Source organism: Mesorhizobium sp. M1423 (assembly GCF_040317575.1).
Taxonomy (GTDB): Bacteria; Pseudomonadota; Alphaproteobacteria; order Rhizobiales; family Rhizobiaceae; genus Mesorhizobium.
Window position 1 is genome coordinate 1 of record NZ_JAMYKU010000034.1, and the last position, 25,606, is coordinate 25,606.

29 protein-coding genes are annotated in these 25,606 nt (G+C 62.9%); 10 read left to right on the forward strand and 19 right to left on the reverse strand.

Features of this window, described 5'->3' with window-relative positions; genetic code table 11:
* Positions 1 to 314: 314 nt before the first annotated feature.
* On the reverse strand, positions 315 to 821 hold the full coding sequence (locus NKG95_RS29530; RefSeq protein ID WP_353043263.1) for an OsmC family protein: 507 nt from the start codon (positions 819 to 821) through the stop codon (positions 315 to 317).
* Positions 822 to 1,145: 324 nt separating this feature from the next.
* On the opposite strand from NKG95_RS29530, the gene NKG95_RS29535 reads away from it, so the two are divergent.
* The gene (locus tag NKG95_RS29535) at positions 1,146 to 2,054 is read left to right on the forward strand and encodes a DMT family transporter (RefSeq protein WP_023719842.1); all 909 of its coding nucleotides are present in this window, start codon (positions 1,146 to 1,148) and stop codon (positions 2,052 to 2,054) included.
* Positions 2,055 to 2,253: 199 nt separating this feature from the next.
* Here NKG95_RS29535 and NKG95_RS29540 read toward each other — a convergent pair whose 3' ends face one another.
* Positions 2,254 to 3,108, reverse strand: coding sequence for a LysR substrate-binding domain-containing protein (locus NKG95_RS29540; protein WP_353043264.1), 855 nt, complete (start codon positions 3,106 to 3,108; stop codon positions 2,254 to 2,256).
* A gap of 114 nt (positions 3,109 to 3,222) precedes the next feature.
* On the opposite strand from NKG95_RS29540, the gene NKG95_RS29545 reads away from it, so the two are divergent.
* Positions 3,223 to 3,630, forward strand: a complete 408-nt coding sequence (locus tag NKG95_RS29545; protein ID WP_352481829.1) for a tautomerase family protein — start codon at positions 3,223 to 3,225, stop codon at positions 3,628 to 3,630.
* Between the two features lie 149 nt (positions 3,631 to 3,779).
* On the forward strand, positions 3,780 to 6,002 hold the full coding sequence (locus tag NKG95_RS29550; protein WP_353043265.1) for an AMP-binding protein: 2,223 nt from the start codon (positions 3,780 to 3,782) through the stop codon (positions 6,000 to 6,002).
* 24 nt (positions 6,003 to 6,026) lie between these two features.
* On the opposite strand, the gene NKG95_RS29555 is transcribed toward NKG95_RS29550, so the two are convergent.
* The 3 genes from NKG95_RS29555 to NKG95_RS29565 form a co-directional block, all read right to left on the reverse strand.
* On the reverse strand, positions 6,027 to 6,290 hold the full coding sequence (locus NKG95_RS29555) for a hypothetical protein (protein WP_023719845.1): 264 nt from the start codon (positions 6,288 to 6,290) through the stop codon (positions 6,027 to 6,029).
* 174 nt (positions 6,291 to 6,464) lie between these two features.
* Positions 6,465 to 7,280, reverse strand: coding sequence for a CDP-alcohol phosphatidyltransferase family protein (locus tag NKG95_RS29560; protein ID WP_023719846.1), 816 nt, complete (start codon positions 7,278 to 7,280; stop codon positions 6,465 to 6,467).
* A gap of 3 nt (positions 7,281 to 7,283) precedes the next feature.
* The gene (locus tag NKG95_RS29565) at positions 7,284 to 7,982 is read right to left on the reverse strand and encodes a phosphatidylserine decarboxylase (protein WP_353043266.1); all 699 of its coding nucleotides are present in this window, start codon (positions 7,980 to 7,982) and stop codon (positions 7,284 to 7,286) included.
* A gap of 265 nt (positions 7,983 to 8,247) precedes the next feature.
* Between NKG95_RS29565 and NKG95_RS29570 the strand changes: the two genes are divergently transcribed.
* On the forward strand, positions 8,248 to 9,114 hold the full coding sequence (locus tag NKG95_RS29570; protein WP_353043267.1) for an SMP-30/gluconolactonase/LRE family protein: 867 nt from the start codon (positions 8,248 to 8,250) through the stop codon (positions 9,112 to 9,114).
* A gap of 5 nt (positions 9,115 to 9,119) precedes the next feature.
* Here the strand turns inward: NKG95_RS29570 and NKG95_RS29575 are convergent, their stop codons facing one another.
* From NKG95_RS29575 to NKG95_RS29590, 4 genes are all read right to left on the reverse strand, one after another.
* On the reverse strand, positions 9,120 to 9,467 hold the full coding sequence (locus NKG95_RS29575; protein WP_023719849.1) for a hypothetical protein: 348 nt from the start codon (positions 9,465 to 9,467) through the stop codon (positions 9,120 to 9,122).
* Positions 9,468 to 9,555: 88 nt separating this feature from the next.
* Positions 9,556 to 11,442: an ABCB family ABC transporter ATP-binding protein/permease gene (locus NKG95_RS29580; protein WP_353043268.1), complete on the reverse strand. Its 1,887-nt coding sequence runs from the start codon at positions 11,440 to 11,442 to the stop codon at positions 9,556 to 9,558.
* A gap of 21 nt (positions 11,443 to 11,463) precedes the next feature.
* Complete coding sequence (locus NKG95_RS29585; RefSeq protein ID WP_353043269.1) at positions 11,464 to 11,838, reverse strand: ArsR/SmtB family transcription factor; 375 nt, start codon at positions 11,836 to 11,838, stop codon at positions 11,464 to 11,466.
* 60 nt (positions 11,839 to 11,898) lie between these two features.
* Positions 11,899 to 13,398, reverse strand: a complete 1,500-nt coding sequence (locus NKG95_RS29590) for a LysM peptidoglycan-binding domain-containing protein (RefSeq protein WP_353043270.1) — start codon at positions 13,396 to 13,398, stop codon at positions 11,899 to 11,901.
* A gap of 114 nt (positions 13,399 to 13,512) precedes the next feature.
* On the opposite strand from NKG95_RS29590, the gene NKG95_RS29595 reads away from it, so the two are divergent.
* Positions 13,513 to 14,124: an LOG family protein gene (locus tag NKG95_RS29595; protein ID WP_023719853.1), complete on the forward strand. Its 612-nt coding sequence runs from the start codon at positions 13,513 to 13,515 to the stop codon at positions 14,122 to 14,124.
* Between the two features lie 70 nt (positions 14,125 to 14,194).
* Here the strand turns inward: NKG95_RS29595 and NKG95_RS29600 are convergent, their stop codons facing one another.
* Positions 14,195 to 15,130 (reverse strand): LysR family transcriptional regulator, encoded by a 936-nt coding sequence (locus NKG95_RS29600; RefSeq protein ID WP_353043271.1) that lies wholly within the window; start codon positions 15,128 to 15,130, stop codon positions 14,195 to 14,197.
* 100 nt (positions 15,131 to 15,230) lie between these two features.
* Between NKG95_RS29600 and NKG95_RS29605 the strand changes: the two genes are divergently transcribed.
* Complete coding sequence (locus NKG95_RS29605; protein ID WP_023719855.1) at positions 15,231 to 15,521, forward strand: muconolactone Delta-isomerase family protein; 291 nt, start codon at positions 15,231 to 15,233, stop codon at positions 15,519 to 15,521.
* A gap of 54 nt (positions 15,522 to 15,575) precedes the next feature.
* Here NKG95_RS29605 and rarD read toward each other — a convergent pair whose 3' ends face one another.
* From rarD to cysS, 8 genes are all read right to left on the reverse strand, one after another.
* A complete protein-coding gene (gene rarD / locus NKG95_RS29610; protein ID WP_353043272.1) occupies positions 15,576 to 16,508 on the reverse strand; it encodes an EamA family transporter RarD in 933 nt (310 codons plus the stop codon).
* A 127-nt stretch (positions 16,509 to 16,635) separates the two neighbouring features.
* Positions 16,636 to 17,175, reverse strand: a complete 540-nt coding sequence (locus tag NKG95_RS29615) for a hypothetical protein (RefSeq protein WP_353043273.1) — start codon at positions 17,173 to 17,175, stop codon at positions 16,636 to 16,638.
* A gap of 4 nt (positions 17,176 to 17,179) precedes the next feature.
* A complete protein-coding gene (gene cimA, locus NKG95_RS29620) occupies positions 17,180 to 18,802 on the reverse strand; it encodes a citramalate synthase (RefSeq protein ID WP_198030508.1) in 1,623 nt (540 codons plus the stop codon).
* Positions 18,799 to 19,755: a prolyl aminopeptidase gene (gene pip / locus NKG95_RS29625; RefSeq protein ID WP_023719859.1), complete on the reverse strand. Its 957-nt coding sequence runs from the start codon at positions 19,753 to 19,755 to the stop codon at positions 18,799 to 18,801. Before pip ends, cimA begins: the two co-directional genes overlap by 4 nt.
* The gene (locus NKG95_RS29630; protein ID WP_023719860.1) at positions 19,752 to 20,228 is read right to left on the reverse strand and encodes a GFA family protein; all 477 of its coding nucleotides are present in this window, start codon (positions 20,226 to 20,228) and stop codon (positions 19,752 to 19,754) included. The genes pip and NKG95_RS29630 overlap by 4 nt, the downstream gene beginning before the upstream one ends.
* The gene (locus NKG95_RS29635) at positions 20,225 to 20,716 is read right to left on the reverse strand and encodes a GFA family protein (protein ID WP_023719861.1); all 492 of its coding nucleotides are present in this window, start codon (positions 20,714 to 20,716) and stop codon (positions 20,225 to 20,227) included. The genes NKG95_RS29630 and NKG95_RS29635 overlap by 4 nt, the downstream gene beginning before the upstream one ends.
* 6 nt (positions 20,717 to 20,722) lie before the next feature.
* Positions 20,723 to 21,109 (reverse strand): VOC family protein, encoded by a 387-nt coding sequence (locus NKG95_RS29640; protein ID WP_352856679.1) that lies wholly within the window; start codon positions 21,107 to 21,109, stop codon positions 20,723 to 20,725.
* Positions 21,106 to 22,575 (reverse strand): cysteine--tRNA ligase, encoded by a 1,470-nt coding sequence (gene cysS / locus NKG95_RS29645; protein ID WP_023719862.1) that lies wholly within the window; start codon positions 22,573 to 22,575, stop codon positions 21,106 to 21,108. Before cysS ends, NKG95_RS29640 begins: the two co-directional genes overlap by 4 nt.
* Positions 22,576 to 22,994: 419 nt before the next feature.
* Here cysS and NKG95_RS29650 point away from each other — a divergent pair, with 419 nt between their 5' ends.
* A complete protein-coding gene (locus NKG95_RS29650) occupies positions 22,995 to 23,144 on the forward strand; it encodes a hypothetical protein (RefSeq protein ID WP_023677745.1) in 150 nt (49 codons plus the stop codon).
* A gap of 57 nt (positions 23,145 to 23,201) precedes the next feature.
* Here the strand turns inward: NKG95_RS29650 and NKG95_RS29655 are convergent, their stop codons facing one another.
* A complete protein-coding gene (locus NKG95_RS29655; protein ID WP_352848731.1) occupies positions 23,202 to 23,963 on the reverse strand; it encodes an SOS response-associated peptidase in 762 nt (253 codons plus the stop codon).
* 123 nt (positions 23,964 to 24,086) lie between these two features.
* Between NKG95_RS29655 and NKG95_RS29660 the strand changes: the two genes are divergently transcribed.
* The 3 genes from NKG95_RS29660 (at position 24,087) to NKG95_RS29670 (ending at position 25,570) form a co-directional block, all read left to right on the forward strand.
* On the forward strand, positions 24,087 to 24,512 hold the full coding sequence (locus tag NKG95_RS29660) for an NUDIX hydrolase (RefSeq protein WP_352481843.1): 426 nt from the start codon (positions 24,087 to 24,089) through the stop codon (positions 24,510 to 24,512).
* A 48-nt stretch (positions 24,513 to 24,560) separates the two neighbouring features.
* Entirely contained in the window at positions 24,561 to 24,938 is a 378-nt protein-coding gene (locus NKG95_RS29665; RefSeq protein WP_023719865.1) for a TIGR02301 family protein, read from the forward strand.
* 374 nt (positions 24,939 to 25,312) lie between these two features.
* A complete protein-coding gene (locus NKG95_RS29670) occupies positions 25,313 to 25,570 on the forward strand; it encodes a hypothetical protein (RefSeq protein ID WP_023677749.1) in 258 nt (85 codons plus the stop codon).
* Positions 25,571 to 25,606: the final 36 nt, after the last annotated feature.

The window sequence follows — 25,606 nt, forward strand, 5'->3', positions numbered from 1 at the left end:
CGGTGCGTGGCGTTGGGCGCGCGTGGATCAGGCACCGCGCCAAAGTAGCTCTCAAGGCAGGAAATGGCAGTCGCTCCTTCGCTCACCTGCCTCTCCAAAGAATCCTTTCTCAGCCTAAACTCAACCCCAAAATCGCCATATGCGATTCCCCTGCCTTGAGGGGGAGATGCCAAGTTTTTGCAAAGCCGGCAGGCCAGAGGGGGTCGCCACGCGTGGAGCGCCAGCCTCCATCTGCCGCAGCAGGCCGAGCCCCGTCGGACCAACCCCCTCTGCCCTGCCGTGCATCTCCCCCTCAAGGGGAGAGATTGGCAGCATCAGCGTCGTGCGCTTACCGTCAGCTCCGGCTTCTGGCTGATGGTCTGCAACACGACGCAGTAGCGCTCGGTCAACTTGATCAGCGCATCGATGCGCTCCTGCGGCTCGTCGGTGTCGAGGCCGAATGTCAGCCGGATGGCGCGGAAGCCAACCGGCGCATCCCTCGCCACGCCAAGCGTGCCGCGAAAGTCGAGATCGCCTTCGGCTTCCACCGTGGCGGCCCCAAGCTTGAATTCCAGCGCCGTGACCACCGCCTTCAGCGTGACGCCGGCGCAAGCCACCAGCGCCTCCAGCAGCATGTCGCCGGAGCAGAGTTCAAGCCCGGTGCCGCCGGTCGCCGGATGCAGCCCGGCAATGGCGATCGCCCTGCCTGTCTCGACCTTGCAGGCGATCGATTGGTCGTCGATCGAGCCTTTGGCGCGGAGAGTAATCAGCGCGCGCGAGGCGTCGTCGCGATAGGCCTCCTTCAGCGGCGCCTGCATGGCCTTCAATGCGATCGCGTCCATTTCATTTCGCTCCCATAGTTGCCTGGCTTCGCTGCTTAACGGCGGTGTCGGCTGCCCCAAACGCAAGTCCCCGCTGGCGTAGCGCTTGGCAGGGTTTCGCCCGTATAGCCTGACGATACGGGGAGCATCCAACGCCTTCACACCCTCTCTCGCAACACATTCGTAAGGCCGCCGGACATATGGCCGATAACGCCATCCTGGAAACCCGCGAAAGGGCTTCGCCGGCAGCCTGTTCACCGGGGCTGCCGGTCTGCTGTTTCGATGCACGACGCCTCGATCAAGCTGACACTATGGTGTCAGGACGGGGCAGCGTAGGCTGGTGAAATGACGGAATCGCTGGACATGTCAGGCACAGTGGAAAGCGCCCGCGAACGTACCCTTGGCATCATCCTGGTCTCGGCGTCGGCGGCCGTCTTCGGCCTCACCGGCGTGCTGACCAAATCGATCCATTCCGACCCGCTGACCATCACCTGCTGGCGCGGCTTCGTCGGCTCGATCCTGATCAGCCTCTATGTGCTATGGCGCCGCCAGCGCTCCGGCGGTCGCGACAGCCTGCGGCTCGGCTGGCGCGGCTGGCTGCTGGCGATCGAGGGGGCGCTCGCCAGCATCGCCTTCATCTCGGCGTTCAAGTTCACCTTTGTCGCCAATGTCGCCATCATCTATGCCACCGCCCCCTTCGTCACCGCGCTGCTGGCCCTCCTGTTGGTCCGCGAACCGTTCCGGCTGCAGACGCTTGCTGCCGCTGCCGTGTCACTATGCGGGGTGGCGATCATGGTCTGGTCGGGCTTCGGCACCGGCCATCTGTTCGGCGACGGGCTGGCGCTGCTGATGACGATCGGCAGCGCCCTCTACATGATCATGGTGCGCACCTTCCGCGATACGCCGGTGGTGTGGGCGGGTGCGGTGTCGGCATTCCTTTTGTTCGTGCTCGGCTGGTTCGTCACCGATCCGCTGGCCGTCTCGGCCAGGGACGCATTGCTTCTAGCCACCTTCGGCTCCTCGTTCGCGCTTGCCTCGATCCTGTGGACGGAGGGCGCCCGGCTCATTCCGGCGGCCGAGTCCGGACTGCTGGGTTCGGCCGAAGTGCCATTCGCGATCCTGTTCGCCTTCCTGTTCCTGGCGGAGATCCCGCCGGCGGCCAGCATGGTCGGCGGCGCAATCGTGCTTTGCGCGGTGTTCGCTCACGCCGGCCGTGACTGGCTGATGGCCAGGCAGCGCGCAGCGGATGCATGACCAAAATCCTCGCCACGCCCGAGGGCGAGTTGGAGGTCCGATCACGCGAAATCCGTGCCTGAAAATAAATTTGAAAAGTCATGGAACCATCATCGGGCTCAGGCATTATAGCTGCGACGGGCCATCCCCAAGTCCCCCCAAACCCCTCGGCCCGTCCTACTCAGAAGCCGACCGCAAGGTCGGCTTTTTCTTTGCTGACTCAACTGGCCGAGCCCAGGTTGCCGCTGAACAACGCGGCCAGATCCTGCGCCGGCCGGTCGGCATCCTCACGCAAGCGGATGGCGAATTCGGCGACCGGCACCGGCGGCAGATCAAGATCGCGCGGCGCCTCGACGATGCCGGAATGAGCGAAGCGCGCCGTCCTCAACGTCAAAGCGATGCCAGCGTGTACCGCCGTACGCAGGCCGGCAAGGCTGGCACTGCCGGCAGCAATGCGATAGCGGCGGCCGGCCGCATCCAGTGCACTGGTCGCTGCATCGCGAAACCCGCAATGGGGATCGAGCAGCGCCAAGGGCAATTCCTCTTGGCGGGTGGCCAAGCCGTTTTGTGAGCAAAGCCAGATCATTGGCTCTTTGAGCACGCCGACTTCGTCCCGCGTCGGCGCCTGTCGCATGGCAATGGCCAGATCAAGGGTGCCGGCTTGCAAAGCCTGCGCCAGTTCGGCGGAGCGGCCGACGCGCAATTCGATCCTGACGCGCGGATGGCTGACAGCGAAGGCCCTGAGAAGCTGCGGCAAGCCGCTGTCGGCGAAATCCTGCGTCGTGCCGATGGCGACGCGCCCATCGGCATGCGCCCCTTTGAGGGCCAGCCACGCCTCGCGGTGCGCAGCAAGAATGCGCCGCGCGTGGCCGACCAGATCCTCGCCCGCCGGCGTCAGGCCACGCCCTCGCCCCTGCGGCACCAGCAGCGGTTCGCCGACTACATCCTCCAGCCGCTGCATCTGCGCGGTCACCGCCGACGGCGAGCGGCCGACGATCGACGCAGCCTGCGCCAGCGAGCCGCTATCGACGAAAGCGAGGAAAGTTTTGAGGAGGTCGGGATCGAGCGCCTGCATAGTTCGACAATATCAAAGTATTTATCAAAAACAATTCGATTTTTCTGACGCAAGGACGATGGCATGATTTTCTCGACGGCGAAGAGACGCCGCTTGAAACCGAGGAGAAGAAACATGCCGATCATCAATGTCAGCGTTACCGGCAAGCCCGATGCCGCTTTGTCCGCCGCTATTGCCAAGGAGGTGACCGAACTGACGGCCACGCATCTGCGCAAGGACGCGACGATCACAGCTGTCGCGATTTCCTATCTCGACCCCGAGCACTGGTTCGCCGGCGGCAAGTCGCTGGCCCAGCACGGCGCCAACACGGCTTGGCTCGACATCAAGGTCGTCGACGGCACCAACACCAAGCTCGAACTGGAGGCCTATCTCCAGGCAATCTTTGCCGCATTCGGCCGGCTGCTAGGCAAGATCCATGAGGAAAGCTATGCCCTCGTGCACGAAGTGCCAGCGGCCGCGTATGGCTTTGGCGGCAAGACGCAGGAATTCCGCTTCATAAGCGGGAGGATGAAGGCGGCGTAGCTGCGATTTGTGGAGAAGGCAGCCGAGCCCACTGATAGCAGGAGAGACGGAAAAATGAAGCCGCATTGACGTTGATCCAACTTCGGCTAGGTTCTCACCCGAAGCGGCCACTGAAGAGCCGCGACGTGAGATTGTTGGGAGATGCGGCGATGATCCTGACACTGGCGCTGCTTGCGGGTCTTGTCACGGCCTGGCTGCTGATCGGCGTGGTGGAGAAGTTCCGCCTCGGCCTGCGCTTGAGCCAGGCGCTGCTCTACGTGCCGTTCAAGCTCGCCTACCGCATCAACGACGAGCGCATCAAGATTGCCCGCAAGTCGGCGGCCCCGATCATCTACGTCGTCTGGCATCAGTCGCGCCTCGAGCCGGCGCTGATGCTGTCGCTGCTGCCGGAGGACACGCTGCACATCCTCGACCCGGCTTCGGCCAGATCGCCTTGGCTGGAACCATGGCGCGAGCTTGGCCGCACCATCGCCTTCAACGCCGAGCATGTCTTCGTCAGCCGCAGACTGGTGCGGGTGCTGAAGGGCAAGGGCCGGCTCGCCGTTTACCTGCCGAATGCGGTCGAGCCCGACGTCAAGTCGTTTCGGTTGTTCCGCGCCATCACCCGTATCGCCATGCAGGCCGACGCTCGCATCGTGCCGATCTTCGTTGCCGGCGCGCGCAGCCTGCCGGCGTCGCTGACGCCGGATGACAAGGCGCCGCGCCACTGGTTCCCGCAGCTGTCGATCAGCGCGCTGGAGCCGATGACCATCGCCGAGCTGGTGGCGCGGAACCCCAATCAGGCCTCCAATACCAATGCGCTGTTCGATCGCTTCGCCGAGGCCAGGCTTTTTGGCAGTGATCTCGACCGAGGGCTGTTCCTTGCCATGCGTGACGCCGCCGACCGTGTCGGCGCTTCGCACCCAATTATCGAAGACATCATCGGCGGTGCGCTGAGCTACCGGAAAATGTTTATCGGTGCCAGGGTTTTGGGCCGCCGCTTCGAGGCAATGACAGCGCCGAGCGAAGCGGTTGGGCTGCTCCTGCCCAACGCCAATGGCCTCGTGCTGGCGTTCGTCGGTGTTTTGTCGACTGGGCGAGTGGCAGCAATGATCAACTATACCGCCGGCCCAGCGAGCGTCACCGCCGCCATCCGCACGGCGGTGATCCGCACCGTGGTCTCCTCACGCGCCTTTGTCGAAAAGGCCAACCTCGCCGACATAGTCGAGGCGGTGGAAAAGGGCGGAGCGAAACTGCTGTGGCTGGAGGATGTTCGCGCAAGCGTGACCGTGCTGGACAAGCTCGCTGCCGCCTTGCTGTGGCGATGGCCGTTGCAGCGCCAGGATGCAGCCAAGCCGGCGGTGATCCTGTTCACCTCCGGCTCGGAAGGCACACCCAAGGCAGTTGTGCTGTCGCACCGGAACCTTCTTGCCAATGCCATGCAGGCCGAAGCCCGCATCACCATCTCGCCGGTCGACATCCTGCTCAACGTGCTGCCGGTGTTCCACTCGTTCGGCCTGACCGGTGGCACCATCTTGCCGCTGGTCACCGGCGTAAAACTGTTCCTCTACCCCTCACCGCTCCACTACAAGCTTATTCCGGAGGTGGCGCGCAAGGTCCGGCCAACGGTGATGTTCGGCACCGACACGTTCCTCGCCAACTATGCCCGCACCGCCAAGGACGGCGATTTTTCCAGCCTGCGCTTTGTCGTCGCCGGTGCCGAGGCGGTGAAGCCGGAGACGCGCCGGGTTTATCGCGAACGCTTCCAGGCCGAGATCATCGAAGGTTTTGGCTTGACCGAGGCCGCACCGGTGGTTGCCGTCAACACCGCCATCCACGGTCGCGACGGCACGGTCGGGCGGCTGCTGCCGGCCATGCGCATGAAACTCGAACCGGTCGAAGGCATTAGCGACGCCGGCCGGCTGTGGCTCGACGGGCCGAACCTGATGATGGGCTACATGACCGCCGATCGGCCGGGCGAGCTACAGCCGCTCGAAGGCTGGCACGACACCGGCGATATCGTCTCGGTCGATCGCGAAGGCTTCATCACCATTCGCGGCCGCGCCAAGCGCTTCGCCAAGATCGCCGGCGAGATGGTATCGCTTGGTGCGGTCGAGATGCTGGTGCAGTCGCTGTGGCCGGAAGAGCATCACGCCGTGGTGGCGGTGCCGGACAGACGGCGCGGCGAGCGCCTCGTCCTGGTCACCACCGCCGACAGTGCCAATCCCGACGAATTGCGCGAATTCGGCAAGAAGGCCGGGGCGGCCGAACTGATGGTACCGAACGACATCGTCAAGGTCGAGGAAATCCCGGTGCTGGGCTCGGGCAAGACCGACTATGTCTCGACAAGAAAGCTGGCGCTCGAGAGGCTGGGACTGAGCGCTGCCGCCTGAGGTTTTCCAGACCTTTCCAAAACTCTAGAGGACCACTACCGATAACAGCAGAATGACGCCGACGGCCATCATCAGCAGGCCCGGCCAATTCTGTGACAAGCCGAGAAAACGGAGCCCGCGCCGCCGCGGCTCCAGAGTCGGACCTGGTGTTGCGAGATTGGGCCTCGGGCTATCCGGCGCGGTGGAGACAGCGGCCGGCTCACTGAGCCGCCCGCGCATGATGGCTGCAACCGCCATATATACGAGGCCGGCGACAGTCAGTAATGCGCCAATGAGGATGACAGCCATTTCTCGTATTCCGATGATTCTGGGCCCGATGCGGCAGCTTGCGCGACGTTGACGATCACGAGCAGTCGCTCAAACGGACCTACCGACACAAACGGTCAGGCGCCCAGCAAGTTCCGAAAACGTGGTTTTGAAGGGCGTTCCACAGCGCCGCGTGCGAAATTGGCACCAAATCTGTCAGCCGATGTCCGAGGACGGCACCTTCTCGCCTTCGCGCTTGGCGCGTCTGGAATAGGCGCGCACGCTGAATGGCAAAAACAGCAAATAGCCGGCAACCGAAGCCGTCAGCGTATACCAGGGATAGGTCATCAAAAGCAGGACGTAGAGGACGACTGCGAGGATGATCGGCAGCACTCTGTCGCCCGGTATCCTGACGCTCTTGCCGGAATAGACGGGCAGTCGGCTGACCAGCAGGAACGCCACCAATATTGTAAAGCCGGTGGCAATGAAGGCCGCCAGGCGGCTGGGTTCAAGGCCAAGCCTGAGGAAGAACAGATAGAGCGGCAGCATCACCAGCACCGCACCCGCCGGCGCCGGCACGCCAACGAAATATTCGGTTTGCCACTGCGGACGGTCGAGCTCTTCGTCGAGCACGTTGAAGCGGGCAAGCCTCATCCCACAGGCGATGGTAAACAGCAGCGCCGCGATCCAGCCCGGCGAACCTGCCCTGTCGAGCAGAAAGGCATAAAGCACTAGCGCCGGTGCCACGCCGAAATTGACGATATCGGCCAGCGAATCCATCTGGGCGCCGAATTTGGAGGTCGCCTTCAGCATTCGCGCCAGGCGGCCGTCGATACCATCGAGGAAGGCGGCGAGCAGTACCATCACCACCGCCGGCTCGAAGCGGCCTTCGAAGCCGAAGCGGATGCCGGACAGGCCGGCGCAGATGGCAAGCACGGTGACCAGATTGGGCAGCACCATGCGCATCGGGATTTCACGGATGCGCGGGCCGCCGCCGCCATGCGCCTCGAATTTCTTGAACGGCGGGGCCACCGGTCAGGAGATCCGCACGAGCGGCGTTGCGGCAACGCCGCCGAATTCCGCCAGCACCGTCTCACCGCCTACCGCCGTCTGGCCGACGGCAACGCGCGGCGTCGCCGTCGAGGGCAGGAATACGTCCACGCGCGAGCCAAAGCGGATCAGCCCGAAGCGCTCGCCGGTGCCGATGGCGCCGCCGGTCTCGGCCCAGCAGACGATCCGCCGCGCCACCAGGCCGGCGATCTGCACCGCAGCCACCGTGCCGTTGGGGCTCTCTATGACCAGCCCGTTGCGTTCGTTCTCGGTGCTTGCCTTGTCGAGTTCGGCGTTGAGGAATTTTCCTGGCCGATGCTCGATCCTGGAAATGCGGCCACGCACCGGGGCGCGGTTCACGTGGCAGGAAAAGACATTCATGAATACCGAGATGCGGGTCATTTCGCCGCCGCCGAGGCCAAGCTCGCGCGGCGGCACGGCCGGGCCGACGGCCGAGACGATGCCGTCCGCCGGGCTGACAACCAGCCGGTCGTCGATCGGCGTGACACGCTCGGGATCGCGGAAGAAATAAGCGCACCACGCGGTCAGAATGAGACCGATCCAGAACAGGGTCGAGGAGAAATAGCCAAGAAAAAGCGTCGCCGCGCCGAACGCAGCGATAAAGGGATAACCCTGGCGATGGATCGGAACGAACGCATTTTTGATCGTGTCAACGAGGCTCATGGGATGAGGGCAACCTTGGTTCCAAGTCCGGCCTCAATAGCGGAAACACCCCTTCGCCGCAACGCGACAATCAGGCGGTCGGGTGTTAGCGGTCGTGCCGCCTCAGGGGCGTCCTTGGCAGCATCCGGACTGCCGAAGTGGTCAACCGGAAATATGTTGATTGCGATTGTCGGCACGAAGCCCCCACGCCCGTCCTTGGCAAGACAGCGCCTCTCATCGGCCTTTCGGCCGTGACGATTTGCGCAAACCCGGAGGTTCTCGGCCCATGCAGAAATCGGCAGCCAAGCAAGCGCAAGTGGTGATGAACGGCCTGGCCTTTGGCGAGTCGCCGCGCTGGCATGATGGCCGGCTTTGGTTCTGCAACTGGGGTACAGGCCAGATCATCGCCGTTGACGCCCTAGGCAACAGCGAGATCGCGCTCATTGTGCCGGCCACCCTGCCCTACTCCATCGACTGGCTGCCGGACGGGCGGCTGATTGTCGTGTCCGGCCGCGAAGGGCTGATCCTCAGGCAGGAGGCTGACGGGACATTGGTCACCCATGCCGATCTGAGACATCTGTCGAAGAGTCCCTGGAACGAGATCGTCGTCGACGGGCGCGGCAACATCTACGTCAATGGTGGTGGGCCGGCTCCGGCTCCCGGCCAGCATTTCGGCCCCGGCACCATCGTGCTGGTTGCACCTGACGGCTCGGCTCGGCAGGTGGCTGAGAACCTCGCCTTCGCCAATGGCATGGCGGTGACACCTGACAACAAGACGCTGATCGTTGCCGAGTCCCACGCCAACCGGCTGACCGCCTTCGACATCGCTGCCGATGGCCACCTTTCCAATCGGAGAGTCTGGGCCAATCTTGGCAACGGTTTTCCCGACGGCATCTGCCTCGATGCCGAAGGTGCCGCCTGGTACGCCGACGTTCCGAACAGGCATTGCGTGCGGGTGCGCGAGGGCGGCACAATGCTCGAAAGCGTCGACGTCGATCGCGGCTGTTTTGCCTGCATGCTCGGCGGCAGCGAGGGAAAAACGCTGTTCATCGTGGCCGCCGAATGGCGCGGCTTCGAACATATGATCAGCGATGCCCGTACCGGCCAGGTGCTCAGCATCGAGGCTACCGCGCCGGGAGCAGGCTGGCCATAGAGAGCTTACACCGCGGGAATCCGCTGGTAATTAGCGATATCGGCCCTGACGCCAAGTCGCGCAATGGTCTCCTGAGGATTGAAGCCGATGCGCTCATGCGCGGCCTTGATGATCGGCACGACCTTATCGACAGCGGCCTGCCCTTCCCATTCGACAATGGTCACGAGGTTGAACTCCCCCGGCCCCGAGAATTGCTCGAGCAGGAAATCCTGGACGAACCCTTGCTGCTGGCGCAGCAATTCATGCGTCATCCGGACCTTGGCAAGAATCTCCTCGCGAGCGTTGGCCGGAACGACAAACTTGTCCACCCGGAATACGCTGCCGCCACTAACTGCCTGATTTATCCCATTCATATCGATTGTCTCCGTTTTTGAACCACGCATCTTGCTGCGATCCAAAACGGCCTACGATCTCAACTTAAGTTGAGGTCAAGCACGAATTTCAGCTCACCTCCGAGGTGCGGCGGCGGACGACGACGCCGAACTCGTCGCTTTCGCGGGCAATGCGCAGCCGCTCCTCGGCCTCGCTTGCCTCGCGCTGCCGGTCCCACATCGATGCATAAAGGCCGCGCTTGGCCATCAAGGCGGCATGGGTGCCGCGCTCGGCGATCTGGCCGTCCTGCAGGACGATGATCTCGTCGGCCGAAATCACTGTAGACAGTCGATGGGCGATGACGAGGGTGGTGCGGCCCTGGCTGACCAGGTCCAGTGCCGCCTGGATCTCCTGCTCGGTGTGGCTGTCCAGCGCCGAGGTCGCCTCGTCGAGCATCAGGATCGGCGGTGCCTTCAAGATGGTGCGGGCAATCGCCACCCGCTGCTTCTCACCGCCGGACAGTTTCAGCCCGCGCTCGCCCACCATTGAGCGATAGCCGTCGGGCAGCCGCTCGATGAACGGTCCGATCTGGGCCAGTTCTGCCGCCTTGCGCACATCCTCCTCGCTGGCGCCGATGCGGCCGTAGCGGATGTTGTAGGCGATGGTGTCGTTAAACAGCACCGTGTCCTGCGGCACCATGCCGATGGCGGCGCGCAAGCTCTCCTGCTTGACGTCGCGAATGTCCTGGCCGTCGATCAGAATTGTGCCGCGCTGAATGTCGTAGAAACGAAACAAAAGCCGCGAAATGGTCGACTTTCCGGCTCCGGAGGGGCCGACGATGGCCACCGTCTTGCCGGCCGGCACCTCGAAGCTGATGCCCTTCAGGATCTTGCGGTTGGGGTCGTAGGAAAAATGCACGTCACGGAACTCGACCTTGCCGGCATCGACGAACAGTGGCTTGGCGCCCGGCCGATCGACGATCTCGCGCTTGACGTCGAGCAGATCGAACATGTTTTCGATGTCGGTCAGGCCCTGGCGAATTTCGCGGTAGATCATGCCGATAAAATTCAGCGGCACCGAAAGCTGCATGAGCATGGCGTTGACGAAGACGAAATCGCCGACGCTCTGTGTGCCTGCCTTCACCTCGAGCGCCGACAGCACCATGACGACGGTCATGCCGATGCCGAAGATCACGCCTTGGCCGAAGTTCAGCCAGCCAAGCGAGGTCCAGGTCCTGGTCGCCGCCACCTCATAGCGCGCCGTGGAACGGTCGAAGCGCTCGGCCTCCATGGCTTCGTTGTTGAAATATTTGACTGTTTCGTAGTTAAGCAGCGAATCGATCGCCTTCGTGCTGGCTTCATTATCGCTGTCGTTCATCTCTCGGCGGATCGAAATACGCCAATCGCTCGCCCTGACGGTGAACCACACATAGAGCCAGACCGTGACCGCGATCACCAGCACGTAAAGCCAGCCATAGGTGACGGCGAAGATGCCGGCGGTGAGCGCGAATTCGACGATCGTCGGCGCCGTCGCCAGCATGGTGAAGCGGACGATCGTCTCGATGCCCTTGGTGCCGCGCTCGATGACACGCGACAGGCCGCCGGTGCGCCGTTCGAGGTGGAAGCGCAGTGACAATTCATGCATGTGTACGAAGGTGCGGAAGGCGAGCCGGCGCACGGCATGCTGGCCGACCCGTGCAAACAGGGCGTCGCGCAACTGGTTGAAGCCGAGCTGCACCAGCCGCACGGCATTGTAGGCGACGACCAGCATGACCGGCGCCAGTAGGAAGGCCGGCAGCGGCGGCGGAGATTTGGCGTCGCCGGCCAGTGCGTCGGTCGCCCATTTGAAGAAATAGGGTCCGGCCACCAGGGTCAGCTTGGCGGCAACCAGCAGCACGGTTGCCCACACCACCCGCGCCCTCAGGTCGGCGCGGTCGGCCGGCCACATATAGGGCCAGAGATTGCGCAACGTTCTGAAGGTCGAGCCGGAATCGGCGGAAACGGTTTTCTCGGCCATTCTTGTTTACCTTTTTATATCTTAGCGGCCGGAGCAGCAGGAATCGACCAGCGCGGCCAGCGACGCGGAAACATCGGCGAGCGCAGCACGGTCGAGCTCATAGCGCGAGCGCTGGCGGTCAGGCTCGAAGCGGATAAGCCCGGCTTCGACCAGAATCTTCAAATGCTGGGAAACGGTGGACTGCGCCAGGTCGAGATGCTCGACGACCTCGCGACAGCAGCAGGAACGGCTGGCGGAAAGGTGTTTGAGAATTTCGATCCGCGCCGGATGCGAAAGGGCCGCGAGCCGGACAGCGACAGCGCGGCTATCCGGCGTACAGTTGGCCGGCGTGCAGTTGGCCGGCGCGTGTTCATCTGCCGCGCGGCGTCGGTCCGTTACGAGGGAGGATTCGGTCATCGTCCATCGGCGATAAACGATGACTGGCCCTGCCGCAAGCTATCCTGATGGGCAGAACGGCTACTCAGTCTTGACTGGCGCCGTCGTCATCTGGTCGCCCATTGCCTTGAGATCGGCGGGCTCGCCTTCTTTCGATTTCTCCGGCACCTTGAACACCTGCCCCGGCCAGATGCGGTTCGGATTGCTGATCTGGTCCTGGTTGGCGAGATAGATGGTCGAGTAGCGCATGCCCTGGCCATAGACCCGCCGCGAAATCCGCCACAGCGTGTCGTGGCGGCGGATGATGACTGCGCCATTGGCATGTTCGAGCTTGGGGCCCACGGTCTCGGGAGCTTCGCCCGGAGGCGTCGCGACGGCCATTTCGGCCGGGGCCTCGGTGGCAGGAATGGGGGCAGTTGCGGGCGTTTCGGCGGCTGTCGCCGGTGCGGCTTCGGTGGCCGGAGCGTTCGGCTCGGCTGGTTTTACCTCGGCAGGCTTTGGCTCGGCGGGTGCGACGGCGGCAACCGCCTCGCCCGGCTCGCGTTCGAACGGCACGGCGGCACGAGCCACCACCGTCACCCCGTCGGCGTCGAGCGCGTCGACATGGATGGTGTAGGTGCCGACCGGGACGTCGCGTGTCGCTTCGACCAGGAAGTGGCGGTCGGGCGAGGTCTTCGCGTCGCCGAGCAGGATATCATTGGCATAGGCGCGCACCTTGCGGCCGGGATCGGCGACCCCGGCAACGAAAATCTTGTTGCCGTCGATTTCGACGGCTTCGACGACGACTTTGGGCTCCGCCGTGGAAGTAGCAGGCGCTGCCGGTGTGGCGGGCGCTGCCGGAGCCGGTGCGGCTTCAACAGCGGCCGGCGCGGCAGAAGCAGGCGCTGCTTGAACATCAGCCGCCGGGGCGGCCGGCGCTGCGGCAGCCGGCAATTCGGTGCCGGTGGCGGGTGGCTGAACGGCCGCCTGTTCGCCGGTTGGCGGCGATGCGTCAGATTTTGCCTCAGGGGCAGGAACAGTGAGCAGTTCGGACGGCTTTCCCGGCTCCTCGACCATGGCCAGCACTTGACCGGTGGAATTCTGGGGAATCGAAACGACGGCGGTCTGCGCCGAGGCGGTCACGACATTGTCGGCCGTAGAGCGAAGCGTGATCGTATAGTCGCCGGGCTTCAGCGGATCGTCGAGAATAATGGCAAAGGCGCCGTCGGGACCGGCGACCGTCGAGCCGAGCACAGTCGAACCGTTGAGAATCTCGACCTTGGCGTTGGGCGCTGCATTGCCGGCGACGACGATCGAGCCGTTGCTTTCGACGCGCACGATGTCGAAGGTCGGCACGATCGCACCTGCAGCGGCCGGCGCGGCGGGCGTCGCCGCATCGGTGGACGCGGCGGGCGCAGACGGCAGCCGCCCCTCGGTTGCCGGAGCGACCGGTTTCGAAACCGGCGGCGTCAGCGCCGCGACTTCCGCAGGCGGGGTAGAATTGAGATACGGGTCGAGTGCGCCCGATACATAGGCGGTTCCCGCCGCAGCGACGGAGCCGCCAGCCGCGAACAAAAACGCCTTCAACGGATTAATTGCCATGTTTCCCTGCCCCTTAGCCACCTAATTTCGGTCTAGCCTGTTTTGCCAAAGCCGACAAGAAAAAGCCCGCTCCGGGGCTTGACCATGCCAATAGTCCCTATCACCAATCATAACATGAACACGATTCGATCTGTCTGCGTCTATTGCGGCTCGTCCCCGGGCCGAGATGAAACCTATATCAAGGCCGGACACCTGCTTGGCCGCTCGATCGCCAAGTCCGGCCTGCGTCTGATTTATGGCGGCGGCACTAAAGGTATCATGGGTGCCGTCGCTGAAGGGGCATTAAAGGCCGGCGGCAAGGTAACGGGCATAATTCCACGTTTTCTGATCAACCGGGAGGCGACCGAAACCGCGCTTGACCGGCTCGACGAGCTCGTCATCACCGACAACATGCACGAGCGCAAACACAGGATGTTCGAGAAATCCGACGCCTTTGTGGCGTTGCCCGGCGGCATCGGCACCGTCGAGGAGATCGTCGAGATCATGACTTGGGCGCAGCTCGGACATCATCGTAAGCCGATCGTCTTCGGCAACGTCGGAGGGTTCTGGGATCCGATGCTGGCGCTGCTCGACCACATGGCAACGGAGGGCTTCATCCACACCGCGCAGCGGGTCAAGCCGCTGGTGGTCGAGGACCCGGAAGCGATCGTAGCCGCCATCATGGTGGCGGGATCCTCCGTCGATGCACCGACGGAGGGCGTGCAGTCGGTGATTGATAAAATGTAGAGTGAGTAGGGAGTAGGGAGTAGGGAGTAGGGATAGACACGCGCGCCGGTTCGGAAGGTGTTGTACTTTACTATTCACTATTCGCTATTAACTCCTTCATTAACTCCTTCCCTACTGCCTTCCTTAAGTCCGCGATGACCGCCCGCTTGTCCTGACGTCGCCAGGCGAGATGGATCGAGACGGTGCGTTCGAACCACGGCAGATCGCGAAACACGATCTGAGGCGGCGCGGCACTCCGCAGGCTGGCCTGCACCGTCGCCAGCCCAAGCCCGGCGCTGACCAAGCCCAACGACGTCAACGGATCGGTCGTCTCATAGGCTATGTCGGGCAGGAAACCGGCCTTCGCACAGGCGGCGAGAAATTGGCTGCGGTTGGTGTCGTCAGGCTGGCGCACCACCGTGATCCAGGTGCGTCCGTCCAGTTGCTGCGGCAGTATCTCCGCGATTTCGGCCAATGGATCGCTTTCCGGCATCGCCAGAACCAGAGGCTCGCGCATGATGAGCAAGGCGGCGATGTCGGGATCGTCGGCAGAAGAAGGCGTGTAGACGAGGCCCAGATCGAGCGATCGTTCGCGCAGCGCTTCGATCTGCGCGGCGGAACGCTGGCCCTTCAGTTGAAGATGAAATTCGGGCCGGTCGCGGCGAAACTGGCGCAGCATCCGAGCGACAAGCCCGGCATGGACCGCACCTTCGACATAGCCGATGGCGAGACGGCCGACCGTACCGCTGGCGAGATTGCGGCCGAGCTCCTCCAGCCGTCTTGCATGGGCCAGCAGCGCACGCGCCTCGGTAAGAAAGGCGCGGCCTTCGGGATTGAGATGAACACGCTGCCTCGCCCTCTCGAATAATGTGATGCCCAGTTGCTGCTCCAGCTGCATGATCTGGCGGCTGAGCGGCGACTGCGAGATGTGGAGCAATTCGGCGGCACGCCCGACATTGCCGGTTTCGGCCACCGTGATGAAATAGCGGAGCTGGCGCAGGTCGAACGTTGTTGCTCCGATGCTCAAGTCCCGTGAGGTCTCAACTTTAGCCTAATCAGTCTTGGACTGTCTGGCCAGCCGAAGCGAATATTTTCGCCATTCCAACGGCCAACATCAGGAGATTCCGATGCAGTTCTTTGCCCTTCTTGTGCGCAACACCGAAAAGTTCACCGACGCCGATTTCGCGCCTCTGCTGCCCGGCGAGGCCGAGCAGCGCCGCACGCTCTATGCCGAAGGCGCCGTGCGTCAGGTGTGGAATCGAGGCGACATTCCCGGCAGCGGCATGATGTTCGAGGCCGGCAGCGATGCCGACGTGCGCAGCCATCTCGCAACCTTGCCGCTGGTCAAGGCCGGCATGATGGACATTGCCGCCGTCGTGCCGCTGCAGCCCTATCCAGGCTTCGGGCCGAAGCGCTGAGCGACCGTGAAAGAGGCGGCTGCCGGCATTAGGCCCGCCAGCCGCCTTTCTTCGTTACGCGGATCGAGCGGATGCGGCGACGGTCTTGCGCGCCGAAGAAAACATCGACCAGGAGTACATCGCCAGCGCCGCCCAGATCAGGCCGAAGGCGATGGCCTGAACGCTGCCGAAGGGTTCGCCGAAAATCAGCACCGCGATCAAAAAGACGATTGTCGGCGCGATATATTGCATGATGCCGATGGTGGAGAGGCGCAGCAGCCTGGCGCCGAACGCAAACAACAGCAGCGGCACGGCGGTGACCGGTCCGCAGCCGACCAGCAAGGCGGTGTCGTTCAAGGAGCTGGAGACGAAATGATCCTGTCCTGTGGCGATCAGGAAGACGATGTAGCCGAGCGCCGGCACCGACAGTAGCAGCACTTCGAGCAGGAAGCCCTGGCTTGGACCAATTGGCAGCGTCTTGCGGAAGAAGCCATAGGCGGCAAAGGAAAAGGCCAGCACCAGCGACACCCAGGGCAGCTTGCCAGCGTCGATGGTTAGCACCGCGACGGCGATTGCCGCGAGCACCACCGCCGCGATCTGCAGGCGGTCGAGCCGTTCGCCGAGCAGCAGCGCGCCGACAACGACGCTGACCAGCGGGTTGATGTAATAGCCAAGCGCGGTCTCGATCGTGCGGTCGACCGCGATCGCCCAGACATAGATGCCCCAGTTGACCGAGATCAGCGCCGCCGTCAGCAGCGCCATCGAAATGATGCGCGGCGAACGAACGGCCGCTTTGAAATCGGCAGTGCGGCCCGCCCAGACCAGGATGGCGGCCGCGATCGGCACCGACCAGACGATGCGGTGGGCGATGACTTCGGCCAGCGGCAGATGCGCGACAGCCTTCATGTAGAAGGGCAGCAGCCCCCAAAGCAGGTAGGCGCCGAGCGCCAGCAAGAAGCCGCGACGAGCTTTGGTATCGGCCTCGATTTGAAGTACTTGGGTAGCCATGGCCCAAGGCTATGCGCCAGCGGCCCCGGCAAGACCATCGCAAAGTTCTGATGGATCAATGGAGTCTCGCTGATGGTTCAAGAACCCGGAGTTTTCACCAGTTCATTGAAATGCGCGAAGCCCGCAGTCATTTGGTCTGGCCGGGCGCAGGCACCAATTCCATGAATTCCGCTCCAACGGTGTCGTGACGAAAGCCCGTCACGCATCCTGCCACCTCGATCGGAATATCTGCGATAAAGTCTATGGCGGCAGCACCTGCGTCCTCGCGATCCTGATCTGCGAAGCGCTCGCGGCGGATCTCCTCGAAACAGGATGGAAGGTTTCCTGTCGCTTCCAGGTTGCGCGCACCGTCTGCGCTGGTGTGTCGTATGCTCCAGACTTCGTGCCCGTCGCGCCACTGTTCGGCCCATTGCAGCATGACCGTATCGATATTGTGAACGACGACAATGTCCCTGCCCGTCGAAAGGTTAGCCAGGCGCTTCTCGTCCACCAGGTCCATGTTCACGTCGTTAAAAATGACGACAGACCAATTTTGACCAACCGTCACGCCATTGTAGTCAAAATCAAAAACCTCGTCCGATTGTCCGCTCTGAGCCAGACCGAAAGCCAGCGCTGCCTTCGCGAGTGGCAGACCATTGAATGCGACCCAGCTTATCGTGAAGCCCATTTCCTCACTCCGCCGCGATCAGCCCGGCCATGTCGCGGTTCTTCATCAGCTTGTAGACGATCGAATCCATCAGCGCCTGGAACGAAGCATCGATGATGTTTTCGGAGACGCCGACCGTCCACCAGCGCGCACCGGTGCCGTCATGCGATTCGATCAGCACGCGGGTAATCGCCTCGGTGCCACCATTGAGGATACGCACCTTGAAGTCGGCCAGCTCGAGATCGGCGATCTCGCTCTGGAATTTGCCGAGATCCTTGCGCAGCGCAATGTCGAGCGCGTTGACCGGGCCATGGCCTTCGGCGACCGACATCTTCTCCTCGCCCTCGACCAGCACTTTCACAATCGCCTCCGAGACCGTCTTCAGCTGGCCGTTGGCGTCGAAGCGGCGCTCGACCATGCAGCGGAATGAAGTGACGCGGAAGAATTCCGGCACGCCATGCAGCATCTTGCGCGCCAGAAGCTCGAAGCTGGCGTCGGCGCCTTCGTAAGCGTAGCCCTCCGCCTCACGCTCCTTGACCACGGCGATCAGCGCGTCGAGGCGATGGTCGTCCCGGGGCATGTCGATGCCGCGCCGTTTCAGCTCGGCCATGAAATTCGCCTTGCCGCCTTGGTCCGAAACCATGACGCGGCGGCGGTTGCCGACAGTCTCTGGCGGCACATGCTCGTAGGTCGCCGGCTCCTTGGCCAGCGCCGAGGCATGGATGCCGGCCTTGGTAGCGAATGCGGAGGCGCCGACATAGGGGGCCTGCGCTTCCGGCGCACGGTTCAGCAACTCGTCGAAGGCGCGGGACAGGCGCGATATACCGGTCAACGCCTCCGCTGAAATGCCTGTTGCAAAGCGGCCGGCAAAGGCAGGCTTCAACGACAATGTCGGCACGATCGAGATCAGATTGGCGTTGCCGCAGCGCTCGCCTATGCCATTCAGCGTGCCCTGGATATGGCGCACGCCGGCCTCCACGGCGGCAAGCGAATTCGCCACCGCCTGGCCGGTGTCGTCATGGGCGTGGATGCCGAGATGGTCGCCCGGTATGCCGGCCGCGATCACCTTTTCGACGATGGCGCGCACCTCGGAGGGCTGCGTGCCGCCATTGGTGTCGCATAGAACCACCCAGCGCGCGCCGGCATCGTAGGCCGTCCGGGCGCAGGCCAGCGCATAATCGGGGTTGGCCTTGAAGCCATCGAAGAAATGCTCGCAGTCGACCATCGCCTCCTTGCCGGCACTGAGCGCCGCCTCGACCGAGGCCTTGATCGCCTCGAGGTTCTCCTCATTGGTGCAGCCGAGCGCGACGCGGACATGGTAGTCCCAGCTCTTGGCGACGAAGCAGATGGCATCCGACTTCGACTGGACCAGCGCGGTGAGGCCGGGGTCGTTCGAGGCCGACACTCCTGCCCGCTTGGTCATGCCGAAGGCGACGAACTTGGCATCGGCCGTGCGACGCTCGGCGAAAAAGGCGGTGTCGGTTGGATTGGCGCCAGGGTAACCGCCCTCGACGTAGTCGATGCCGAACTCGTCGAGCAGCTTGGCGATGGCGATCTTGTCCTCGACGGAAAAGTCGATACCCGGCGTCTGCTGACCATCGCGCAGCGTCGTGTCGAACAGATAAAGGCGCTCGCGAGCCATCGTCATTTCCCGGCAAACACGTCCGTTGCGCGGATCAGCCTGTCGAGGATGCCCGGCTCCGAATAGGCGTGGCCGGCACCTTCGATCAGATGGAAATCCGCTTTCGGCCACGCCTTGTGCAGCGCCCAGGCATAGCGCGCCGGGCACGGCATGTCGTAGCGGCCGTGAACGATGCTACCCGGTATATCCTTAAGCTTCCATGCATCACGCAGCAGCTGTCCCTCTTCCAGCCAGCCGGCATGGACGAAATAGTGGTTCTCGATGCGGGCGAAGGCCAGGGCATAATCATCCTGGCCGAAGGGACCGCTGGTTTCCGGTTCCGGCAGCAAAGTGATCGTCTCGCCCTCCCACAGGCTCCAGGCGCGAGCGGCCTCGACCTGCGCCACAGGATCGCTACCGACCAGCCGTTTGCGGTAGGCGGCCATCATGTCGCCGCGCTCAGCCTCCGGAATGGGCGCCAAAAACCGCTCCCATTTGTCGGGGAACATCTCCGAGACGCCGAACTGGTAGTACCATTCGAGTTCGGCGCGGGTCAGCGTGTAGATGCCGCGCACGACCAGTTCGCTGACCCGCTCGGGGTGTGTCTCGGCATAGGCCAGCGCCAGCGTCGAACCCCACGAGCCGCCGAACACCAGCCATTTGTCGAAGCCGCACATGTCGCGCAGCCGCTCTATGTCGGCGACCAGATGCCAGGTGGTGTTGGCTTCGAGCGAGGCATTGGGCGTCGATTTTCCACAGCCACGCTGGTCGAACAGGATGACATCGTACAGCGTCGGATCGAACAGCCGCCGGTGCTTTGGCGAAATGGTGCCGCCCGGTCCGCCATGCAGGAATACCGCCGGCTTGGCACCGCGGGTGCCGGAGCGCTCCCAATAGACCTGATGGCCATCGCCAACGTCTAGCATGCCGGACTCGAAAGCCTCGATCTCGGGATAGAGGGTGCGGAATTCGCTGCTCATAGTTTCAGGCCCTGGTGCGGCCAGTTGGCCGTCTCGTGATCGGGATGCTGGAAGGAGATGATTGACTCCTGTCGCGCGTAGAAATCCGGATCGTCGTGGATTGGCGCGTCGAAGATCGTCTCCACCCAAGGCAGCCTGGCGGCGTAGTTGACCTGGATCTGCGGCGCCAGATCGGAACGGTCGTCGAAGGCGCCGATGGCGATCTCGAGCGCGCCGGGCTGGCGGTAGGTCAGCGGCGTGCCGCAGCGGGCGCAGAAGCCGCGATCGATGTTGACCGACGACTGAAAGTAACTCGGCTCCTCGCGCAGCCATTCGACGCCGTCGCTCGGCACTGTCACAAGCGCACCGAAAAACGAGCCGAACTGTTTCTGGCACATGCGGCAATGACAGATCGAGGGGCGGCCGAGCGCGCCGTGGATGCGGAAGCGCACGGCGCCGCACTGGCAGCCGCCGGTACGAACGGTTTCGGTCATGATCTTTCCTCCGGCGGCCATTGTTCGGTGTCATGGTCGGGATGTTGGTAGGAGACGAGGTCGGCGAGATAGGAGGCAGACGAGACGTCGGCCATCGTTTCCTCACCGGGCAATTCGTGGACATGATCCACATAGGGGAGCTTGGCTTCGACACCCCATTGGATCGTCGGCGCGATCTCCTCGGGGTGGTCGAATGCGGCGATGGCGAGCGCCACGCCGTCGGTCGCTTCGAAGGTCAGCGGCGTGCCGCATTCGGCGCAGAAACCGCGCAACGCCGCATTGGACGAGCGGAAGCGTTTGGGCTCGCCGCGCGTCCAGTCGAGTCCTGCGCCGCGCACCGAGACCAGCGGCAGGTAAAAATTGCCGCTCGCCTTCTGGCACATGCGGCAATGGCAGACGGAGGCATCGCCGAGCGCGCCTTCGACGCGGAAGCGCACTGCGCCGCACTGGCAGCCGCCCGTATACACCGGTCTGTTGTCAAGGCTCATCGCATTTTACTCCGGAGCATGGCAGACCGCCTCGACATTGTTGCCGTCGGGATCGAAGACGAAGGCGCCATAATAGTTCGGATGATAGTGCGGGCGCAGGCCCGGCCCGCCATTGTCCTTGCCGCCGGCGGCGATTGCCGCCGCGTGAAAGGCATCGACCTCGGCACGGCTGCGCGCCGTGAAAGCGACGTGTTGATGATCCTTCGGCTTGTCCTTGCCGGCATGCAGCCAAAACACTGGCCGGTCGCGGCCGTAGCCGCCGACCTTGGCGCCGCCGGTATATTCCTGCGGCACCATGTAGAGCAGCGAGGCACCAAGCGGCGCCATCGCCCTGTCGTAAAAAGCTTTCGACACGTCGAAATCCAAAACGGTGATGCCGAGATGATCGATCATCTTTTTACCTCCCAGGTGGTGATGCGTTCGCCGGTGACAGGGTCCTTGCCGTCCTTCAACTGGATGCCTTGCGCCAGCAACTCGTCGCGGATGCGGTCGGCCTCGGCCCAGTTCTTGGCGGCGATCAGCGCGAGGCGTTTGGCGATCGCTTTGGCAATGGCGTCTTCATCCACCTTGGCTGTTGCGACGTCGAAGCCGAGGAACAGCAGCGATGCCTTCAGCAAAGTGGCAGCATCGTTGTCTTCGGCGGCTGCGTTGCTGCTACCAGCGTCGAAATCAACAGCATCGCCAGCCAACTGGGTCAGCAACTGGAATGCGGGATAGGTGGCGAGGTCATCCGACAGCACTTCGATCACATCCGCCGGCACCGATTTTGCCGTTGGCGGCGCCAGATCGGCCGCTCGCTTCCATTTGCGCAGCGTATTCTCCGCCTCTTCCAGCTTGCGTACGGAAAAGTCGATCGGCTCGCGATAATGCGTCATCAGCATCGCCAGCCTGAGCACCTCGCCCGGCCATTTGCGGCCGCCAAAAGTCTCCGTCTCCAGCAGTTCGGTGATCGAATAGAAATTGCCCAGGCTCTTGGACATCTTCTGGCCCTCGACCTGCAGGAAACCGTTGTGCATCCACACCTTGGCCATCGTTTCGGTGCCGTGGGCGCAACGTGACTGGGCGATCTCGTTCTCGTGGTGTGGAAAGATCAGGTCGAGACCACCGCCATGGATGTCGAACACCTCGCCGAGATAGGCGGCCGACATCGCCGAGCACTCGATGTGCCAGCCCGGCCGACCCCTGCCCCACGGACTCTCCCAGCCCGGTTCCTCGGGCGAAGACAATTTCCACAGCACGAAATCCTGCGGGTTCTTCTTGTGCGCATCGACGGCGACGCGGGCGCCTGCCTGCTGCTCGTCGAGATTGCGCTTCGACAACTGTCCGTAGTCCGGCATGGAAGCGGTGTCGAACAGGACTTCTCCAGCCGCGACATAGGCATGGCCGCGTTCGATCAAGCGTTGAATCAAGAGGATCATGTCGACCTTGCCGTCGGGCCTAGGCTCGACGAACTCGGTGGCGCGCGGCTCGACCGTCGGTTCCAGGCAACCGAGCGCCGCCACGTCCTTGTGGAACTGATCGGCGGTCTTTTCGGTGACCCGCCTGATCGCTTCGTTCAGCGACAGCTTGCCCAAGGCAATCTCGCCGCCGAAATCGCGCAGCGCGCGAGCGTTGATCTTGTCGTCGACGTCGGTGATGTTGCGGACGTAAGTGACATGCGCTTGCCCGTAGAGATGGCGCAGCAAACGGAACAGCACGTCGAAGACGATCACCGGCCGCGCATTGCCGATATGGGCGAAGTCGTAGACCGTCGGGCCGCAGACATACATGCGCACGTTGCGCGGATCGATCGGGAAGAAATCCTCCTTGCTCCGCGTTAGCGTGTTGTAGAGGCGCAGGCTCTTCGATGCGTCAGACATACGTGCGTTCCGGTGCGTTACTTTGTTTGAGCATGATCTTTTGGGATCGTGCTCTGGATGGAGTCGGTCACGCCGAGGCGCAAAATCGAGCTCCAGCCTGCTGGCCGGGGCGTTTGTCCAATCTGGGAGGAGATGAGGCGAAAACGTCCAGGACCAGCGCGAGGCTAGTCGATAATGCAAATGCCACAAATGGCGAAAGACGTTTTCATGGCCGGCTTTATCGCCTTGCCCGGTGTTGCCGTCAAGTCGCTACCTTCGCCAAAAATATCGTTGGCTCACAGGAAATGAGCCACTGAAACATTTTATTAAACAGATCGGCACTGTCATGAAACATTCGCCGGCTAGATCAGCAAGCGTCACGATTTGGTCGGATTCGGCCAGCAAACGCAGACACGAAGACGTTACCAGGGAAGAGAATAATGCCTAAGCAAGAATCCAACCGCGCCAAGCAACCGGCGCTCGCCAGCCATTACCGGGCGATCGGCCCGGCAGCAATCGTCGCAGCTCTTCTGCACACCGCGAAGAAGAAGAAGCCGGCACAGAAGATCGTGTCGCCACGCGCTGCCTGAGAATGCCGTCGGGTGAAGATTGAGGCGCTCACGGTGTCCTGGAAATAGTAGCTTTCGCTAAAATAATGTCATTTGACTGTCGTTCGCGCCGGACTTCTGGCGCTTGACCTTCTCGGGCTCAGGCTCGACGACGCCCTTCTCCTGAATCTCCGGCCCGGTATTGGCGACCTTGTTGACGAGGTCGGAAACCGGGATCGCTTCGAAGAAATCGGGCCGGGTGGGTCTCAGCAGATCGGCCACATCACGCGGCTCGAGCGTGCGGCAATCCAGCCAGCGCGCGAAATCCTCGGGATGGATCACCACCGGCATGCGGTCGTGGATATGGGCAGTATCGGCATTGGCGTGGGCGGTCAGAATGGCGCCGGTGTCCATTTCCGAGCCACCCGGCTCGGCATACGTCTCAATCAGCCCGGCGAAGGCGACAAGCCCTCCATGCTTTGGCCGCACCCAATAGGGCTGCCCTCTTCTGCCAGCGGTTTGGTGCCATTCGTAGAATCCCGAAGCCGGTACCAGGGCGCGGCGATGGCGCATGGCAGCGCGAAACGACGGCTTTTCCGAAGCCCCCTCAGAACGCGCGTTGAACAGCAGCGGGAAGTTACGCGTATCCTTGACCCAGGCCGGGATCAGGCCCCAGCGCACCAGCATCGAGCGGCGGTCGGGCAGGTTCGAGCCCGGCGCCTGCGGCAATCCGGCGAGCGCCATCAGCACCGGCTGCGTCGGCGCGATATTGTAGCGGGGCGGAAACTCCTCCAACTCCGCCAGACCGAGAAGGGCGGCGGTCTGGTCCGGAGTGGCGGTCAAGGCAAAGCGTCCGCACATGAATTCAGCTCTCGAATGGGTGACATGTGAAAGTGACCATGGAACCTGCCTTTCGCAACCGCTAAAGCTGTTCGCCGACGGCCGGTCCACAACGGGCTATGCCAATCGAGCGATCGGGAACCCATGGAAGCACGTAAGATCATTCCGGCAGTCTCGGTCTGCGTCGTGCGCGAGAACACGGTGCTGCTGGTCAAGCGGGCCAGACCGCCCTCGCAGGGCCTTTATGCCTTTCCCGGTGGCAAGGTCGAAGCCGGCGAGACGCTGGAACAGGCAGCAAGGCGCGAATTGCTGGAAGAGACCGGATTGCAGGCGCGCAACTACCGGCCGCTGCGGGAAATCCACATCGACGGCAGCGGCGACGGGCATCCGGTCGACTACCGGCTGACGGTGTTTGGGGCCAACTATGCCGGCGGCGAGGCGGTGGCCAGTGACGACGCCGAAACCGCCGCCTTCTATACACTGGCCGAAATGACAGCGATGCAGCTTGCCGATGCAGTGTTTGATATCGCCGACGACCTGCTGGCCACCAGCAAGGGCGGCGCGAACTGAGCTTGAGAATCGCCTTGCAGGCAACAAATTGTTTCAGCACAAGGGCTCATGAACCGCACATCACCGTTTCTCGCCGCCTGCCTCGCCGTTAGTGTGGTTGTCGGCTTGCGTCCTGCCATTGCCGCCGAGGCGCCGTTCGAGCCCGGGCTGTTGCGGCTGGCGGAAGTGCTCGGCTCGTTGCATTTCCTGCGCAATCTATGCGGCGAGAAGGGCGACCGGTGGCGGGCCGAGATGGAAAAACTGATCGCATCAGAAAATCCGAACCCTGAGCGGCGCGCCCGCTTCATCGCCAGCTTCAACCGCGGCTACCGATCCTTCGGCGGCAGTTATACGCAATGCACCGCCTCGGCGACGGAAGCCATCAGCCGCTACATGAAGGAAGGCGAGACACTGTCTCGCGACATCGCCTCGCGCTACGGGAACTGACGGCGGCAGCTGCCGTTCCGGCAAAGCGGAATCAAGCGTCGGCGCTGTTGGCGGCGGACGCGTTCGACACTTCTCCGCTTGCCTCGGGTGAGGTCTTGGTGCAAACCTGATGTTGCACTTTTGCAACTATGTTAACGAAACGTTAGCGCGCAGATGTGAAATTAACTCAAACTGAAGGTTTCCGTCCCCTTGGCCGGCCTAATCGGCTAAGTTTGAAACGGATCGGACGCAGGTTTGCTTAATGCGACGGGTTTTGTAGAAAACGACCAAAAAAATGTCGCATTTACAAGTACTTACTTCGCCTGCGTGTAAAAGGGACAACTCAAGCTTGATCCCTATCCAACGGATCACCGCTTGAAAGGGTGGACATCGGAATGGAACATGGCGTCAACGACATCGACGCGCTGGTCAGGGAAGAAAAGCGCCTGACCGCCGTGGAAAGCCACAGCGAAGCCTGGGCAGAAGGATTGTCGGCGGGGATCGAGCCGGAAATCATCGCCGAGGCAGCCCTCGAAACGGCATTCGGCGAGATGCTGCGAACCAATGGCGAGACCTCGGCGCTTGCCCTGCTCGATCGCATGCGTGAAAAGGTGATTGCCGGGGCCTTCGAGCCCGAAAGGCTGCGGCACTGACCCCGGTTCTTTGACGACGGCGCGCCACCGGACATC

What these genes read in the sequence shown, in the direction of transcription:
- pip (WP_023719859.1), bottom strand. Translation starts at nt 19,755, where the DNA reads ATGAGCAGCGAATTCCGCACCCTCTATCCCGAGATCGAGGCTTTCGAG.
- NKG95_RS29590 (WP_353043270.1), bottom strand. Translation starts at nt 13,398, where the DNA reads ATGGCAATTAATCCGTTGAAGGCGTTTTTGTTCGCGGCTGGCGGCTCC.
- NKG95_RS29575 (WP_023719849.1), bottom strand. Translation starts at nt 9,467, where the DNA reads ATGAATGGGATAAATCAGGCAGTTAGTGGCGGCAGCGTATTCCGGGTG.
- NKG95_RS29545 (WP_352481829.1), top strand. Translation starts at nt 3,223, where the DNA reads ATGCCGATCATCAATGTCAGCGTTACCGGCAAGCCCGATGCCGCTTTG.
- NKG95_RS29585 (WP_353043269.1), bottom strand. Translation starts at nt 11,838, where the DNA reads ATGACCGAATCCTCCCTCGTAACGGACCGACGCCGCGCGGCAGATGAA.
- NKG95_RS29565 (WP_353043266.1), bottom strand. Translation starts at nt 7,982, where the DNA reads ATGAGCCTCGTTGACACGATCAAAAATGCGTTCGTTCCGATCCATCGC.
- NKG95_RS29650 (WP_023677745.1), top strand. Translation starts at nt 22,995, where the DNA reads ATGCCTAAGCAAGAATCCAACCGCGCCAAGCAACCGGCGCTCGCCAGC.
- NKG95_RS29670 (WP_023677749.1), top strand. Translation starts at nt 25,313, where the DNA reads ATGGAACATGGCGTCAACGACATCGACGCGCTGGTCAGGGAAGAAAAG.
- NKG95_RS29635 (WP_023719861.1), bottom strand. Translation starts at nt 20,716, where the DNA reads ATGAGCCTTGACAACAGACCGGTGTATACGGGCGGCTGCCAGTGCGGC.
- NKG95_RS29605 (WP_023719855.1), top strand. Translation starts at nt 15,231, where the DNA reads ATGCAGTTCTTTGCCCTTCTTGTGCGCAACACCGAAAAGTTCACCGAC.
- rarD (WP_353043272.1), bottom strand. Translation starts at nt 16,508, where the DNA reads ATGGCTACCCAAGTACTTCAAATCGAGGCCGATACCAAAGCTCGTCGC.
- NKG95_RS29570 (WP_353043267.1), top strand. Translation starts at nt 8,248, where the DNA reads ATGCAGAAATCGGCAGCCAAGCAAGCGCAAGTGGTGATGAACGGCCTG.
- cimA (WP_198030508.1), bottom strand. Translation starts at nt 18,802, where the DNA reads ATGACGATGGCTCGCGAGCGCCTTTATCTGTTCGACACGACGCTGCGC.
- NKG95_RS29540 (WP_353043264.1), bottom strand. Translation starts at nt 3,108, where the DNA reads ATGCAGGCGCTCGATCCCGACCTCCTCAAAACTTTCCTCGCTTTCGTC.
- NKG95_RS29580 (WP_353043268.1), bottom strand. Translation starts at nt 11,442, where the DNA reads ATGGCCGAGAAAACCGTTTCCGCCGATTCCGGCTCGACCTTCAGAACG.
- NKG95_RS29615 (WP_353043273.1), bottom strand. Translation starts at nt 17,175, where the DNA reads ATGGGCTTCACGATAAGCTGGGTCGCATTCAATGGTCTGCCACTCGCG.
- NKG95_RS29665 (WP_023719865.1), top strand. Translation starts at nt 24,561, where the DNA reads ATGAACCGCACATCACCGTTTCTCGCCGCCTGCCTCGCCGTTAGTGTG.
- NKG95_RS29595 (WP_023719853.1), top strand. Translation starts at nt 13,513, where the DNA reads ATGAACACGATTCGATCTGTCTGCGTCTATTGCGGCTCGTCCCCGGGC.
- NKG95_RS29535 (WP_023719842.1), top strand. Translation starts at nt 1,146, where the DNA reads ATGACGGAATCGCTGGACATGTCAGGCACAGTGGAAAGCGCCCGCGAA.
- NKG95_RS29660 (WP_352481843.1), top strand. Translation starts at nt 24,087, where the DNA reads ATGGAAGCACGTAAGATCATTCCGGCAGTCTCGGTCTGCGTCGTGCGC.
- NKG95_RS29555 (WP_023719845.1), bottom strand. Translation starts at nt 6,290, where the DNA reads ATGGCTGTCATCCTCATTGGCGCATTACTGACTGTCGCCGGCCTCGTA.
- NKG95_RS29550 (WP_353043265.1), top strand. Translation starts at nt 3,780, where the DNA reads ATGATCCTGACACTGGCGCTGCTTGCGGGTCTTGTCACGGCCTGGCTG.
- cysS (WP_023719862.1), bottom strand. Translation starts at nt 22,575, where the DNA reads ATGTCTGACGCATCGAAGAGCCTGCGCCTCTACAACACGCTAACGCGG.
- NKG95_RS29530 (WP_353043263.1), bottom strand. Translation starts at nt 821, where the DNA reads ATGGACGCGATCGCATTGAAGGCCATGCAGGCGCCGCTGAAGGAGGCC.
- NKG95_RS29640 (WP_352856679.1), bottom strand. Translation starts at nt 21,109, where the DNA reads ATGATCGATCATCTCGGCATCACCGTTTTGGATTTCGACGTGTCGAAA.
- NKG95_RS29630 (WP_023719860.1), bottom strand. Translation starts at nt 20,228, where the DNA reads ATGACCGAAACCGTTCGTACCGGCGGCTGCCAGTGCGGCGCCGTGCGC.
- NKG95_RS29655 (WP_352848731.1), bottom strand. Translation starts at nt 23,963, where the DNA reads ATGTGCGGACGCTTTGCCTTGACCGCCACTCCGGACCAGACCGCCGCC.